A 13267-nucleotide genomic window follows, 5' to 3' on the forward strand; every position below is an offset into this window, starting at 1 on the left:
AGAGCCGCGAGACCCTGGGCCTGACCGGCGACGAGCGGGTGTCCATCACCGGGCTCGGCGAGCTGACCCCGGGCGGCGACGTCGAGGTGACCATCGGGAGCGAGAAGGGCGAGAAGAAGCTCGAGGCGCTGTGCCGCATCGATACCGCCAACGAGCTCGAGTACTACCGCCACGGTGGCATCCTGCACTATGTGCTGCGCAAGATGATCGGCTCGGCCTGACCCGCAGCCTGTCCCCCGCAAGCGCAAGGCCCCGCCGGCTAGACCGGCGGGGCCGTTTTCGTGTCGAGGGTCGAGGCCGTAGCCAGATCCTAGAAGGCGCGGCGACGATAGCGTCGATACGCCGGCGACCAGCTGTTGCGCTCGATCGCTCGACGCAGGGCCGGTCCGTCGGACTTCAGCGCCATGCCCTCCTGCTGGGCCTGGGCCGCCACCTCGAAGGCGATGGCCTTGGACAGCTCGCGGATGTCGGACAGGGCCGGCAGCACCGCGCCCTGGCCGGTCTTGGCCACCGGCGCCTCCCGGGCCAGCGCCCGGGAGGCCGACATCAGCATGGCGTCGGTGACCCGCTTGGCGCCGGCCGCCACCACGCCGAGGCCGATCCCGGGGAAGATATAGGCGTTGTTGCACTGGGCGATGGGATAGCGCTTGCCCTGGTACTCCACCGGCGCGAAGGGACTGCCGGAGGCCACCATGGCCTGGCCATCGGTCCAGCGGATCACGTCCTCCGGCAGGGCCTCGGCGCGGGAGGTGGGGTTGGAGAGCGGCATCACCAGCGGCGAGGGACAGGCCGCATGCATGGCGCGGATCACCTCCTCGGTGAAGATACCCTGCTGGCCGCACACGCCGAGCAGCACCGTCGGCTTGACTTGCCTGACCACCTCGAGCAGCGACTGGCCGTCCCACTCGGCCACCAGGGCCGGGTCCTGGGCCAGCCGGCGCTGGAAGTCACGCAGCCAGCCCTGCTCGCTGGTCACCAGGCCCTCCCGGTCGACCATGAAGATGCGCCGGCGCGCCTCGGCCTCCGACAGCCCCTCGGCCTGCATGGCCACCACTACCTGCTCGGCGATGCCGCAGCCGGCGGACCCCGCCCCCACGAACACCACTCGCTGGTCGGCCACGCCCTCGCCACGCGCCTGGCAGGCCGCCATCAGGGTCCCCACGCAGACCGAGGCGGTGCCCTGGATGTCGTCGTTGAAGCAGCATAGCTCGTCGCGGTAGCGCTCGAGCAGCGGCATGGCGTTGGCCTGGGCGAAGTCCTCGAACTGCAGCAGTACCTTGGGCCAGCGGCGCTTGACCGCGCCGATGAAGTCGGCGATGAAGGCGTCGTACTCGTCCTGGGAGATGCGCGGGTGGCGCCAGCCCATGTACATGGGGTCGTCGAGCAGGGCCTGGTTGTTGGTCCCCACGTCGAGCATGATCGGCAGGGTATAGGCCGGACTGATGCCGCCGCAGGCGGTGTACAGCGAGAGCTTGCCGATGGGAATGCCCATGCCGCCGATCCCCTGGTCGCCCAGGCCGAGGATGCGCTCACCGTCGGTGACCACGATCACCTTGACGTTGTCCTTGGTGGCGCTGCGCAGGATGTCGTCCATGCGGTCCCGATCGGGGTAGGAAATGAACAGCCCGCGGTGGTTGCGATAGATGTTGGAAAACTCCTCGCAGGCCTGGCCCACCGTGGGCGTGTAGATGATCGGCAGCATCTCCTCGAGATGCTCGCTGACCAGCCGGAAGTAGAGGGTCTCGTTGTCGTCCTGGATGGCCCGCAGGTAGATATGGCGATCCAGATCGGTCTGGCACTGGCGATACTGCCGGTAGGCGCGCTCCGCCTGCTCCTCGATGGTCTCGACGTTCTGGGGCAGCAGGCCGATCAGGTTGAACTCCAGTCGTTCCTCTCGGGTGAAGGCACTTCCCTTGTTGAGCAGCGGCATCTCGAGCAGGGAGGGCCCGGCATAGGGCACATAGAGGGGGCGCTTGGCTTCGGTGGTCATAGTCGTCTCAGCTGTGTCGGGAATCCGGGCCGTGATGCTCTAAGGCACCTTCGTCGTTACTCTACCACGCCGTTGCGCCGGCCATGCAGACCGGGGCGTCGCGGGACCTGGCGTCTTCCAGACTAGACGAAACGCCCGAGACCCACGGCATGCCGCAGGCGATCCATGAAGGGGGCGGCCTCGGCCCGGGCCCGGTCGGCACCCTGGCGCAGCACGGCCTCGATATGGCCGGGATCCTCCAGCAACGCCTGGTAGCGCTCGCGAGGCTCGCGCAGGTGGGCATTCAGGTACTCGAAGACGCGGTTCTTGGCCTCGCCCCAGCCGATGCCGTTCGCGTACTCGGTGCGCATGGCCGCGGTCTCCTCGGTCGTGGCGAAGGCCGAGTAGATCTGGAAGAGCGTGCAGGTGTCGGGATCCTTGGGCTCGCCGGGCTCCAGCGAGTTGGTCTTGATCTTGCGCACCAGCTTGAGCAGCTTCTTCTCGGAGACGAACAACGGGATGGTGTTCTCGTAGCTCTTGGACATCTTGCGCCCGTCCAGGCCGTTCAGCACCTGGACCCGCTCGTCCACCACCGCCTCGGGCTGGGTGAAGTACTGGCCCTTGTAGAGGTGGTTGAAGCGCCCGGCCATGTCACGGGCCATCTCGATGTGCTGGATCTGGTCGCGCCCCACCGGCACACGCTGGGCATGGAACATCAGGATGTCCGCCGCCATCAGCACCGGATAGCCGAACAGGCCCATGCTGATGCCCTTGTCGGGGTCCTGATTGCCCGCCTCCTCGTTCTCGGCCACCGCCGCCTTGTAGGCGTGAGCCCGGTTCATCAGCCCCTTGGCGCAGACGCAGGAGAGCATCCAGGTCAGCTCGGGGATCTCGGGAATGTCCGACTGGCGGTAGAAGATGGCGTTGTCAGTATCCAGGCCGAGGGCCAGCCAGGTGGCGGCGATCTCCAGGCGCGACGCCTCGACGCGCTTGGGGTCCTGGCACTTGATCAGGGCATGCAGGTCGGCGAGGAAGTAGTAGGACTGGACACTGGGGTCCTGGCTCGCGGCGATGGCGGGCTTGATCGCCCCGACATAGTTGCCGAGATGGGGGGTGCCGGTGGTGGTGATGCCCGTGAGGACACGGGTCTTGTCGGACGGTGCGGTCATGAAAGCGGGACTCTGCTGACTCTCGAATGCCCGCTATGGTAACGCGGCGCCCCGGCCAAGGCGACCTGCCCGGGGGATGTGCAGGGCCGTCGACAGGTCTGCGAGGGGGCGCTGTGAACCCCTCCCTGGGCGCTACCGACGCCCTGCGGCGCTCTCGCGTCCCGCTCCGCTTGCAGGTCCGGTGCTGGCCATCCATGGCCAGCCCGTTCGGAGCCGTGCTCCTCACCCCTGGCGTAGGACCCCCTCTTCGACCTGTCCCCGGCGCCCCTAGCCAGACCCAACTGCGATTGCCCTGGGGGGATGCGATATGGGCCGGGGCGCCCTCGGGGAGCCCCGGCCCTTCGTCACCTCGTGCCGGTCCGGCGTCAGCCGATCAGCGTGGCGGCCTCCACGCAGTCCAGGCCGAAGGCGTCGGCCACGGCCCGGTAGGTGACCTGCCCCTCGTGGACATTGAGGCCGGCGGCGAAGTGGCGGTCGTCGGCCAGCGCCTGCTTCCAGCCCTTGTCCGCGAGGGCGGTGACGAAGGGCAGGGTGGCATTGGTCAGGGCCTGGGTGGAGGTGCGCGCCACCGCGCCCGGCATGTTGGCCACGCAATAGTGCACCACGCCGTCCACCAAATAGGTCGGCTCGGCATGGGTGGTGGGCCTGCTGGTCTCGAAGCAGCCGCCCTGGTCGATGGCCACGTCCACCAGCACGCTACCCGGCTTCATCTCGGCGAGCATGGCGCGGGTGATCAGCTTGGGTGCGGCCGCGCCGGGCACCAGCACGGCGCCGATGATCAGGTCGGACTCGCGCACCGCCTCTTCCAGGGCGTCGGCGGTGGAGAAGACGGTCTTCATGCGGCCCTGGTAGCGGTCGTCCAGGGTCTCCAGGCGCGGGATGGACTTGTCGAGCACGGTGACCTCGGCGCCCAGTCCCAGGGCCATGCGGGCGGCGTTCTCGCCGACCACGCCACCACCGATGACGGTGACCCTGGCCGGCGCCACGCCCGGCACGCCCGGCAGCAGCACGCCGGCGCCGCCCTGGGCCTTCTCCAGGCTGTGGGCCCCGGCCTGCACGGCCATGCGGCCGGCCACGGTGCTCATCGGCGCCAGCAGCGGCAGGCCGCCCTGGGGCGCGGTGATGGTCTCGTAGGCGATGCAGGTGGCGCCGCTCTCCATCAGGCCCCGGGTCAGCGGCTCCTCGGCGGCCAGGTGCAGGTAGGTGAACAGGGTCTGGCCCTTGGACAGGCGCGCGACCTCCTCGGGCTGGGGCTCCTTGACCTTGAGGATCAGCTCGGCCTCCCTCCAGACGCTGGTCACGTCGGCCTCCAGGCGAGCCCCGGCGGCCTCGTAGGCGGCGTCGGGGAAGCCGGCGCCCTCGCCGGCACCGGCCTGGACGGTCACCGTGTGACCACGACCGACCAGCTCGCGGGCGCCGCTGGGAGTCAGGGCGACGCGGTATTCATGGTTCTTGATTTCCTTGGGAACGGCGATCTGCATGGGAGATCCTCCGGTGCTGGAATTGTTGGATGAGGGTGGCCCGTCCCTTCATTACAGCACAGCAGAACAATCACGATGAGATCATGGCATAAAAACAAAAGAATATTGGATATTGACGCCTGAATATCGAATATCAGACCAAAAATACCAATACACACAGAAATAAATCAGGCCAACGGTGACTCATCGACCAGCGCCGGGCAATAGCCGGCCAGGTATTTGTCCGGCAGGCGGCGCGGCCGGCCGCTGGACAGCGCGATGCAGGCATAGCGCGTGCGGGCCCGCATCAGGGTGCGGCCGTCGGCGGAACGCCACAGCTGGAAGCAACGCGTCAGGGTCAGGCGGCCATCGCAGTCGACGATCCAGGTAGCCAGCTGCAGCCGGCCCTCCTCGAGGGCCGGCTGCAGGTAGTCGAGCTCGTGACGCGCAGGTACTCGGCGTTGTTGGCATGACCGAAGGCGTCGATGGCGGCCGCCTCGACGTCGATCGCGATCAGGCAGGGGGCGGGCAGGTCCCAGGGCATGGCATCGGGCCCTCCTCGGACATGACGGTCAGGGGCGAGCGGCGCCGCTCATGGCCGGCGGCTACCGCATTGCCAGCAGGTATCGAAGACCGCCTCGAGGCGCTCGCCGCAGCCGGGACAGGTCCAGGCCGGCCGGTCGTCGCCTTCGGACAGCGCCTCACGGATCAGCGTCTCGGCCCGCGGCCGATTGTGCGGCGCCACCCAGACCTCGGGCTCGCACTCTCCCGGGGGCAGTTCCCCGACGCCCCCGCCGAGGGTCAGGTTGCGCCGCTCGACCGGCACGCCGGCCGCCTCCAGCAGATTGGCCATATGGCTGACCAGCAGCGGGTTCGAGTGGGCGAAGACGCGAACGAAGTCGAAGTCACTCATGGCGTCGAGACATGGGCGAGCCCCGGGAGAGTCGCCATGCCTCCTCCTAGTCGCGGAAGACGCGGACGCCGAGCGCCTTGAGATAGGCCGTCTCGGGAATCGCCGGGTGTACGGGGTGATCCGCCCCCTGATGCCCCTGGAAGAGGATCTGGCCATGGCGGTCCTGGTGGCGCGCGGCGCCCCGCACGACGTCGACCAGGCGCTCCGGGGCTAGGTGCATCGAGCACGAGGCCGAGAGCAGCAGGCCGTCGCGGCCCAGCAGGCGCATCGCCTCGCGGTTGAGCTTGCCATAGGCCCGCTCGCCGGCGGGGATGTCCTTGCGCTTCTTGATGAAGGCCGGCGGGTCGAGGATCACCACGTCGAACTGCTCGCCGTCGGCCTTGAGCGCGGCCAGCGCCTCGAAGGCATCGCCCTCGCCCACCGCCACCTGCTCGTGCAGGCCGTTGAGGGCGGCATTCTCGGCGACCTGCTCGAGGGCCCGGGCGCTGGCGTCCACGCACAGCACCTCGCTGGCGCCATGGGCGGCGGCCTGCACGCCCCAGCCACCCACGTAGCTGAACAGGTCCAGCACCCGTTTGCCGGCCACCAGGCCGTTCAGCCAGGCGCGGTTGCCGCGGTGATCGTAGAACCAGCCGGTCTTCTGGCCGTCGAGCACCGGCACGGCGAAGCGCACGCCGTTCTCCTCGAGCAGCACGGCCTCCGGCAGCTCGCCCTTCACCACCTCGACGTGGCTCTCCAGCCCCTCCTGACGGCGACCGCCGGTGTCGTTGCGCAGCACCACGACCCGCGGCGCCAGCACCTTGTCGAGGGCGTCCAGGAGCGGTTCGAGAGCCGCCTGCATGCCGGCGGTATTGAGCTGCACCACCAGGACATCGTCGAAGCGGTCGATGATCAGCCCCGGCAGCAGGTCGCCCTCGCCGTGCACCAGGCGGTAGAAGGGCTTGTCGAAGAGCCGCTGGCGCAGCGCCAGGGCCTGGTTCAGCCGGTGTACCAGCAGCGACCGGTCGAGCCCCATGGCCGGGTCCCGGGACACCAGGCGCGCGCAGATCAGCGAATGGGCGTTGACGTAAGCCACGCCCATGGGCTTGCCGTTGGCGGCCTCCACCACCGCCTGCTCGCCGGGCGCGAAGGCCTTGAGCGGCGTGGCGTCGGTATCGACCTCGTTGGAGTAGAGCCACAGGTGGCCCGCCTTGAGGCGGCGGTCGGCATGCTTCTTCAGGCGCAGGGAGCGTAGGGCAGTCATCGGGAACTCTCGAGGAAATCGGATAGGGGCCGGCGGCGCGGGAGCGGCCGGGTCAGCGCTGGCAGGCGGCGCAGAAGACGCTGGCCCGCTGCCCCAGGATCACCAGGCGCAGCTCGGCGCCGCAGCGCCGACAGGGCGCGCCGTCGCGGCCATAGACATTGAGCCGCTGGGCGAAGTAGCCGGGCTCGCCGGTGCCGCCGACGAAGTCGCGCAGGGTGGTGCCGCCCTGGGTGATGGCCGCGGCCAGCACCTCGCGAACGGCCGCCGCCAGCCGCCGGTAGCGCGCCAGGGAGATGCGCCCGGCGGCGCGACGCGGGTCGATGCCGGCCAGGAACAGCGCCTCGGCGGCATAGATGTTACCGACGCCCACGACCACGGCATTGTCCATCAGGAACGGCTTCACGGCCAGGCGACGGCCGCGGGACAGCGCATGCAGCCGCTCGCCGTCGAAGGCCTCGGAGAGGGGCTCGGGCCCCAGCCGGGCCAGGCGCGGGTCGCGGGCCGCATCCCCCTGGAGCCAGTCGACGAAGCCGAAGCGGCGCGGGTCGTGATAGCGCAGGATGGCGCCGTCGTCGAGCACCAGGTCGACATGGTCGTGCTTCTTGGGGAGCTCGCCGAGCCGCGCGATGCGCAGGCTGCCGGACATCCCCAGGTGCCAGAGCAGGCTGGCCGACGCCGCGTCCTCCGCCTGCACCGGCACCAGCAGGTACTTGGCTCGCCGCGACAGGCCACCGATGCGGGCGCCCACCAGCCGCTCGACCAGGTCGTTGGGCACCGGCAGGCGCAGGCGCGGCTGGCGCACGATGACCTCGACGATCTCGCGGCCCTCCACATGGGGGGCGATACCGCGTCGAGTGGTCTCGACTTCGGGCAGCTCGGGCATGGGCAGCATTCCGGCTCGGGGACACTACGCAAGAACCCGACCATCGGGCCGGGTTCAGGCGGACAGGCGAGGGCCTGCGGCGGAAGCGATCACGGGAAACCGCAAGGATCCCGACTTACTTGATCTTGGCTTCCTTGTACATCACGTGCTTGCGGACCACCGGGTCGAACTTCTTCATCTCGAGCTTGTCCGGGGTGTTCCGCTTGTTCTTGTCGGTGGTGTAGAAGTGGCCGGTACCGGCGCTGGACACCATTCTGATCTTGTCACGCATGAGTCTTCTCCCTTCGGGGTCGCTTAGACGGCTTCGCCGCGCTTGCGAATGTCGCTGAGCACCGCCTCGATGCCCTTCTTGTCGATGATGCGCATGCCCTTGGAGGAGACGCGCAGGCGAACGAAGCGCTTCTCGGACTCCACCCAGAACCGGTGGCTGTGCAGGTTGGGCACGAAACGACGACGCGTCTTGCGCTGGGAGTGTGAAACGTTGTTACCAGTCACCGGGCGCTTGCCGGTAACCTGACATACTTTGGACATGAGAGCCTCCAACCGCTTGGCCAGGTATTGCTACCTGAGTGTTCAAAACCTGTCGGGCAAACCGGGACGACCCCGTTGTCATTTGACCCAAGGGAATTCAAAGGCTGCACTTTATACCAGAGTCGGCCGGGCCAGACAAGCGATGCGCGGTATTATAACAGCCCCCGCTCGGCAAAGGACACCACCTCGCCGTCGCCCACCACGAAATGATCCAGCACCCGGATCTCGAACAGGCCCAGGGCCTCCTTGAGCCGCGCGGTGATGCGGCGGTCCGCGTCGCTGGGCTCGGCCACCCCGGAGGGATGGTTGTGGGCGAAGATGATGGCGCCGGCCCCCAGCTCCAGGGCCCGGCGGGCGACCTCCCGGGGGTACACCGAGGCACTGTCCAGGGTCCCGCGGAACAGCGACTCGTAGCGGATCACCCGGTGCTGGCTGTCGAGGAAGAGGGCGGCGAACTCCTCGTGGCCCAGGTGACGCAGCCGCGAGGCCAGGTAGCTGCGCACCAGGCCCGGCGAGGTCAGGGCCGCGTCGCGCTCGAGCCGGCAGGCCAGGTGGCGCCGGGAGAGTTCCATGACGGCCTGCAGCTGCACGAACTTGGCCTGGCCCAGGCCACGCTGGGCACAGAACCTCGTCCGGTCGGCCTCCAGCAGGGGGCGCAGGCCGCCGAAGACCGACAACAGGTCCCGGGCCAGGTCCACCGCCGAGCGCCCCGTCACCCCCACGCGGAGGAAGATCGCCAGCAGCTCGGCGTCGGACAGGGCCTCGGCCCCCAGCACCAGCAACTTCTCCCGCGGCCGCTCACCCTCCGGCCAGTCGCGAATCGACATCAAAGCCTCCCTGCTCGCCCGGCGTGCTCGTCCCCAGTGTAGCCGCCCCACGCCGGGGCGGTGGCTACGCAATCCCCCCGGTGAATGGTAAAGTGGTCGCCCGGATTTCCGCTCGGACACCGCCCTATGTCGCTATCGCCCGGCCACCGGAACGCCGGCCGCCCTGGCGAAGGCCGCCGCATACTGCTCGGTATCAGCGCCGGCATCGCCGCCTACAAGAGCGCCCACCTGGCTCGCCTGCTCAAGCAGGCGGGCCATGAGGTACGCGTGGTCATGACCGAGGGCGCCCAGGCCTTCATCACGCCACTGACCCTGCAGGCACTGACCGGCGAGCCGGTGCGCACCTCGCTGCTGGACCCCGAGGCCGAGGCCGGCATGGGCCATATCGAGCTGGCGCGCTGGGCCGACCTGATCCTCGTCGCCCCGGCCACCGCCGACCTGATGGCGCGCCTGGCCCACGGCCATGCCGACGACCTGCTCACCACCCTGTGCCTGGCCAGCGATGCTGAGAAGGTCATGGCGCCGGCCATGAACCAGGCGATGTGGCGCCAGCCGGCCACCGTGCGCAACGCCCACCGGCTGGCCGAGGACGGCTGGCGGCTGCTCGGCCCGGACAGCGGCGACCAGGCCTGCGGGGACGTGGGCCCCGGGCGCATGCTGGAGCCCGAGGCCATCCTGGCGGCGCTGGACGACACGGCGCCCCGGGAGGCCGCCGGCCTGACCGTGGTGATCACGGCGGGACCGACCCGCGAGCCCCTGGACCCGGTGCGCTACCTCTCCAACCACAGCTCGGGCAAGATGGGCTTCGCCCTGGCCGCCGCCGCCGCCGCCCTCGGCGCCCGCGTCCTGCTGATCAGCGGCCCCGTGGCGCTGCCCACGCCGGCGGGGGTGGAGCGCCACGACGTGGAGAGCGCCCGGGAGATGCATGACGCGGCCCACCGCCTGGCCCGGGGCTGCGACCTCTTCATCGGTTGCGCCGCCGTCGCCGACTACCGGGCCGAGACCCCGGCCGAACACAAGCTGAAGAAGCGCGAGGGCGAGCACACCCTGACCCTGCGACTGGTGAAGAACCCCGACATCATCGCCAGCATCGCCGCCCGCGACGATCGCCCCTACGTGGTCGGCTTCGCCGCGGAGACCCGCGACCTGGAGGCCTACGCTCGGGACAAGCTCGCCCGCAAGGGCCTCGACATGGTAGTGGCCAACGACGTTTCCCGGGCCGGCCTGGGCTTCGGCGCCGACGACAACGCCGCCCTGCTGGTATGGCGGGACGCCGACGGCACCGACCAGCGCTCGCTGCCCCCCCAGCCGAAATCGCAGCTGGCGCTGGCCGTGGTCCGCCAGGCGCTCGCCCGACTGCGCGCCGCCGCCCCACCCTGACGACACGACCTCTCTTACCGGAAGCCCCCGATGCCGACGATCCCCGACCGCCCTCGCCTCGCCGTCAAGCTGCTCGACGAGCGCCTGCGCGACCACCTTCCCCACTACGCCACCGCCGGCTCCGCCGGCATGGACCTGCGCGCCCTGCTCGACGCCCCCCTGGTGCTCGCGCCCGGCGACTGCGAGCTGGTGCGTACCGGCCTGGCCATCCATATCGCCGACCCGGGGCTCGCCGGGATGATCCTGCCCCGCTCGGGCCTGGGCCACAAGCATGGCATCGTGCTCGGCAACCTGGTCGGCCTGATCGACTCCGACTACCAGGGCGAGTTGATGGTCTCGGTCTGGAACCGCGGCGCGGCGCCCTTCACGGTGGAGCCCTTCGAGCGGTTGGCACAGTATGTGCTTGTTCCCGTGGTGCAGGCCGAACTCCAGGTCGTCGACGACTTCCATGCCAGCGTGCGCGGCGACGGCGGCTTCGGCAGTTCGGGACGCCACTGAACCGCACCAACGCCCTCTACCAGGAATCGATGATATGACGCTAGACACCGCCACTACCGTTCCCGCCTCGATCTTTCGTGCCTACGACATCCGCGGGATCGTCGACGACACCCTCACCGAGCCCGGCGTCGAGACCATCGGCCGCGCCATCGGCAGCGAGGCCCGGGCCCGGGGCGAATCCTCGGTGATCGTCGCCAGGGACGGACGCCTCTCCGGCCCCCGCATGCTCGCCGCCCTGACCCGCGGCCTGACCGCCACCGGCTGCGACGTGATCGACATCGGCATGGTCCCCACCCCGGTGCTCTACTACGCCACCCACGTGCTGGAGGGCACCACCTCCGGGGTGATGGTCACCGGCAGCCACAACCCGCCCGACTACAACGGCTTCAAGATCGTGCTCGGCGGCGAGACCCTCTCCGGCGAGGCGATCACCGACCTGTACCGCCGCCTCCAGCAGGACGACCTGGCCGAGGGCCGGGGCGAGGTCCGCGAGGAGGACGTGCGCGAGGCCTATCTGGCGCGCATCCTCGGCGACGTGAGCCTGGCCCGGCCGCTCAAGGCGGTGGTGGACTGCGGCAACGGCGTGGCCGGCGAACTGGGCCCCCAGCTGGTGGAGCGCCTGGGCGCCGAGACGGTGCCGCTGTTCGCCGAGATCGACGGCACCTTCCCCAACCACCACCCGGACCCCGGCAAGCCGGAGAACCTCGAGGACCTCATCCGCACCGTCCGGGAGACCGGCGCCGACATCGGGCTGGCCTTCGACGGCGACGGCGACCGCCTGGGGGTGATCACGCCCAAGGGCAAGTTGATCTATCCGGACCACCTGATGATGGCCTTCGCCGAGGACATGCTGTCGCGCAATCGCGACGCCCGCGTGATCTTCGACGTCAAGTGCACCGGCAACCTGGCCCGGGTGATCGATGAGGCGGGCGGCACGCCGGAGATGTGGCGCACCGGCCACTCGCTGATCAAGGCGCGCATGAAGGAGACCGGGGCCCAGCTCGCCGGCGAGATGAGCGGCCACATCTTCTTCAAGGAGCGCTGGTACGGCTTCGATGACGGCCTGTATGGCGCCGCCCGGCTGCTGGAGATCCTGTCGCGGCAGGGCGACGACGCCGACACCTTCTTCGAGCGCTATCCCCAGGACATCGGCACCCCCGAGATCAATATCACGGTGACCGACGAGACCAAGTTCGACCTGGTGGACCGCCTGGCCCGGGAGGGCGACTTCGGCGAGGACGGCGTCAAGACCACCCTGGACGGCATCCGGGTCGACTATCCGGATGGTTGGGGCCTGTGCCGCGCCTCCAACACCACGCCGGTGCTGGTGCTGCGCTTCGAGGGCAAGGACGACGCGGCCCTCGCCCGCATCCGTGGCCGCTTCGCCGCGGCCCTCGAGCAGGTGGCGCCGGCGCTCGAGCTGCCGCTGTAAGGCGGCCCTCCAAGAGACGAGACCAAGGGAACCCGAGATGACCGAACAGACCCGCGACCCGCGCCAGGTGGTGGAGGTGCTCTCCGAGGCGCTGCCCTACATCCAGCGCTTCTCCGGCAAGACCGTGGTGGTGAAGTACGGCGGCAACGCCATGACCGAGGACACCCTGATCGACTCCTTCGCCCGCGACATGGTGCTGATGAAGGAGGTCGGCATCAATCCGGTGGTGGTGCATGGCGGCGGCCCGCAGATCGGCGACCTGCTGGAGAAGCTCAAGATCGAGTCGCGCTTCGTCAACGGCATGCGGGTCACCGACGCCGAGACCATGGACGTGGTGGAAATGGTGCTCGGCGGCCTGGTCAACAAGGGCATCGTCAACCTGATCAACCAGTGCGGCGGCAAGGCCATCGGCCTGACCGGCAAGGACGGTGCCCAGATCCGTGCCCGCCAGCTCAAGGTGGAGCACCAGAGCCCGGAGATGACCGCCCCGGAGATCATCGACATCGGCCACGTGGGCGAGGTGGAACACATCTCCACCGACCTCATCGAGATGCTGGCGGCCCGGGATTTCATCCCGGTGATCGCCCCGATCGGGGTCGATGACGCCGGGCGCAGCTACAATATCAACGCCGACCTGGTGGCCGGCAAGGTGGCCGAGGCCCTGGACGCCGAGAAGCTCATGCTGCTGACCAACGTCGCCGGCCTGATGAACGCCGAGGGCGAGGTGCTCACCGGCCTGACCACCGGCCAGGTGGACGCCCTGATCGCCGACGGCACCATCCATGGCGGCATGCTGCCGAAGATCCGCTGCGCCCTGGACGCCGTGAAGGGCGGCGTCGCGAGCGCCCATATCGTCGATGGCCGGGTCCCCCACGCCACCCTGCTGGAGATCTTCACCAACGCCGGGGTCGGCACCCTGATCACCAACGCCCGACGCGACGACGAGCCGGCCGGCTGACGCC

General features: G+C 69.4%; 15 protein-coding genes. 5 read left to right on the forward strand and 10 right to left on the reverse strand.

The features are described 5' to 3' along the window. Positions 1 to 221 (forward strand): hypothetical protein (locus FHR97_RS19430; protein ID WP_183385447.1); only part of this gene is annotated, 221 nt, incomplete at its 5' end. An 89-nt stretch (positions 222 to 310) separates the two neighbouring features. Here FHR97_RS19430 and FHR97_RS19435 read toward each other — a convergent pair. The 10 genes from FHR97_RS19435 to radC all read right to left on the reverse strand — a co-directional run bounded on the left by FHR97_RS19435 (position 311) and on the right by radC (position 8995). Continuing rightward, positions 311 to 1990 carry an NAD-dependent malic enzyme gene (locus FHR97_RS19435; RefSeq protein ID WP_183385448.1) on the reverse strand — a complete coding sequence of 560 codons (1680 nt, stop codon included), beginning with the start codon at positions 1988 to 1990 and terminating at the stop codon, positions 311 to 313. Positions 1991 to 2112: 122 nt separating this feature from the next. Next, complete coding sequence (gene trpS / locus FHR97_RS19440) at positions 2113 to 3138, reverse strand: tryptophan--tRNA ligase (RefSeq protein WP_183385449.1); 1026 nt, start codon at positions 3136 to 3138, stop codon at positions 2113 to 2115. A 365-nt stretch (positions 3139 to 3503) separates the two neighbouring features. After that, complete coding sequence (gene ald, locus FHR97_RS19445; protein ID WP_183385450.1) at positions 3504 to 4619, reverse strand: alanine dehydrogenase; 1116 nt, start codon at positions 4617 to 4619, stop codon at positions 3504 to 3506. A 337-nt stretch (positions 4620 to 4956) separates the two neighbouring features. Continuing rightward, positions 4957 to 5142, reverse strand: coding sequence for a hypothetical protein (locus tag FHR97_RS20785; protein WP_425486110.1), 186 nt, complete (start codon positions 5140 to 5142; stop codon positions 4957 to 4959). A 48-nt stretch (positions 5143 to 5190) separates the two neighbouring features. Continuing rightward, positions 5191 to 5511 carry a putative signal transducing protein gene (locus FHR97_RS19455; RefSeq protein ID WP_183385451.1) on the reverse strand — a complete coding sequence of 107 codons (321 nt, stop codon included), beginning with the start codon at positions 5509 to 5511 and terminating at the stop codon, positions 5191 to 5193. 46 nt (positions 5512 to 5557) lie between these two features. Continuing rightward, the gene (locus FHR97_RS19460; RefSeq protein ID WP_183385452.1) at positions 5558 to 6754 is read right to left on the reverse strand and encodes a class I SAM-dependent rRNA methyltransferase; all 1197 of its coding nucleotides are present in this window, start codon (positions 6752 to 6754) and stop codon (positions 5558 to 5560) included. 52 nt (positions 6755 to 6806) lie between these two features. Next, the gene (gene mutM, locus FHR97_RS19465) at positions 6807 to 7637 is read right to left on the reverse strand and encodes a bifunctional DNA-formamidopyrimidine glycosylase/DNA-(apurinic or apyrimidinic site) lyase (RefSeq protein ID WP_183385453.1); all 831 of its coding nucleotides are present in this window, start codon (positions 7635 to 7637) and stop codon (positions 6807 to 6809) included. 115 nt (positions 7638 to 7752) lie between these two features. After that, complete coding sequence (gene rpmG, locus FHR97_RS19470) at positions 7753 to 7908, reverse strand: 50S ribosomal protein L33 (protein ID WP_021819788.1); 156 nt, start codon at positions 7906 to 7908, stop codon at positions 7753 to 7755. Between the two features lie 23 nt (positions 7909 to 7931). Then, on the reverse strand, positions 7932 to 8168 hold the full coding sequence (rpmB, locus tag FHR97_RS19475) for a 50S ribosomal protein L28 (protein ID WP_126483875.1): 237 nt from the start codon (positions 8166 to 8168) through the stop codon (positions 7932 to 7934). Between the two features lie 152 nt (positions 8169 to 8320). Further along, positions 8321 to 8995, reverse strand: coding sequence for a RadC family protein (gene radC, locus FHR97_RS19480; protein ID WP_183385454.1), 675 nt, complete (start codon positions 8993 to 8995; stop codon positions 8321 to 8323). A gap of 126 nt (positions 8996 to 9121) precedes the next feature. Here radC and coaBC point away from each other — a divergent pair, with 126 nt between their 5' ends. From coaBC to argB, 4 genes are read left to right on the forward strand one after another with little or no spacing between them, the layout of a single operon-like run. Next, complete coding sequence (gene coaBC / locus FHR97_RS19485) at positions 9122 to 10375, forward strand: bifunctional phosphopantothenoylcysteine decarboxylase/phosphopantothenate--cysteine ligase CoaBC (RefSeq protein WP_183385455.1); 1254 nt, start codon at positions 9122 to 9124, stop codon at positions 10373 to 10375. A 30-nt stretch (positions 10376 to 10405) separates the two neighbouring features. Next, positions 10406 to 10873: a dUTP diphosphatase gene (gene dut / locus FHR97_RS19490; protein ID WP_183385456.1), complete on the forward strand. Its 468-nt coding sequence runs from the start codon at positions 10406 to 10408 to the stop codon at positions 10871 to 10873. 34 nt (positions 10874 to 10907) lie between these two features. After that, the gene (locus tag FHR97_RS19495) at positions 10908 to 12305 is read left to right on the forward strand and encodes a phosphomannomutase/phosphoglucomutase (RefSeq protein WP_183385457.1); all 1398 of its coding nucleotides are present in this window, start codon (positions 10908 to 10910) and stop codon (positions 12303 to 12305) included. A gap of 37 nt (positions 12306 to 12342) precedes the next feature. After that, positions 12343 to 13263: an acetylglutamate kinase gene (gene argB, locus FHR97_RS19500; protein ID WP_183385458.1), complete on the forward strand. Its 921-nt coding sequence runs from the start codon at positions 12343 to 12345 to the stop codon at positions 13261 to 13263. Positions 13264 to 13267 lie beyond the last annotated feature (4 nt).

It is taken from the genome of Halomonas stenophila, assembly GCF_014192275.1.
GTDB lineage: Bacteria > Pseudomonadota > Gammaproteobacteria > Pseudomonadales > Halomonadaceae > Halomonas > Halomonas stenophila.

Coding starts and splice junctions, on each gene's coding strand:
- FHR97_RS19435 (WP_183385448.1), bottom strand. CDS start 1,990: ATGACCACCGAAGCCAAGCGCCCCCTCTATGTGCCCTATGCCGGGCCC.
- trpS (WP_183385449.1), bottom strand. CDS start 3,138: ATGACCGCACCGTCCGACAAGACCCGTGTCCTCACGGGCATCACCACC.
- ald (WP_183385450.1), bottom strand. CDS start 4,619: ATGCAGATCGCCGTTCCCAAGGAAATCAAGAACCATGAATACCGCGTC.
- FHR97_RS20785 (WP_425486110.1), bottom strand. CDS start 5,142: ATGCCCTGGGACCTGCCCGCCCCCTGCCTGATCGCGATCGACGTCGAG.
- FHR97_RS19455 (WP_183385451.1), bottom strand. CDS start 5,511: ATGAGTGACTTCGACTTCGTTCGCGTCTTCGCCCACTCGAACCCGCTG.
- FHR97_RS19460 (WP_183385452.1), bottom strand. CDS start 6,754: ATGACTGCCCTACGCTCCCTGCGCCTGAAGAAGCATGCCGACCGCCGC.
- mutM (WP_183385453.1), bottom strand. CDS start 7,637: ATGCCCGAGCTGCCCGAAGTCGAGACCACTCGACGCGGTATCGCCCCC.
- rpmG (WP_021819788.1), bottom strand. CDS start 7,908: ATGCGTGACAAGATCAGAATGGTGTCCAGCGCCGGTACCGGCCACTTC.
- rpmB (WP_126483875.1), bottom strand. CDS start 8,168: ATGTCCAAAGTATGTCAGGTTACCGGCAAGCGCCCGGTGACTGGTAAC.
- radC (WP_183385454.1), bottom strand. CDS start 8,995: ATGTCGATTCGCGACTGGCCGGAGGGTGAGCGGCCGCGGGAGAAGTTG.
- coaBC (WP_183385455.1), top strand. CDS start 9,122: ATGTCGCTATCGCCCGGCCACCGGAACGCCGGCCGCCCTGGCGAAGGC.
- dut (WP_183385456.1), top strand. CDS start 10,406: ATGCCGACGATCCCCGACCGCCCTCGCCTCGCCGTCAAGCTGCTCGAC.
- FHR97_RS19495 (WP_183385457.1), top strand. CDS start 10,908: ATGACGCTAGACACCGCCACTACCGTTCCCGCCTCGATCTTTCGTGCC.
- argB (WP_183385458.1), top strand. CDS start 12,343: ATGACCGAACAGACCCGCGACCCGCGCCAGGTGGTGGAGGTGCTCTCC.